Annotated in this window: 1 protein-coding gene; it reads left to right on the top strand. The window is 52.6% G+C overall.

The window, feature by feature from the left end:
• Positions 1 to 268 (top strand): shikimate kinase (locus SB719_RS20400; RefSeq protein WP_412159776.1); only part of this gene is annotated, 268 nt, incomplete at both ends.

The following is a 268-nucleotide window of genomic DNA, read 5'->3' as shown; positions in this document are numbered from 1 at the left end:
GCCAGAGAAACGGCGGCGCTGGAAGCGGTAACTGCGCCATCCACCGTTATCGCTACAGGCGGCGGCATTATTCTGACGGAATTTAATCGTCACTTCATGCAAAATAACGGGATCGTGGTTTATTTGTGTGCGCCAGTATCAGTCCTGGTTAACCGACTGCAAGCTGCACCGGAAGAAGATTTACGGCCAACCTTAACGGGAAAACCGCTGAGCGAAGAAGTTCAGGAAGTGCTGGAAGAACGCGATGCGCTATATCGCGAAGTTGCGC

This window comes from Pantoea sp. SIMBA_079 (genome assembly GCF_046940275.1).
GTDB lineage: Bacteria > Pseudomonadota > Gammaproteobacteria > Enterobacterales > Enterobacteriaceae > Pantoea > Pantoea borealis.
Note: the sequence above shows the minus strand (reverse complement) of the source record. Positions and strands in the feature narration are given on the sequence as shown.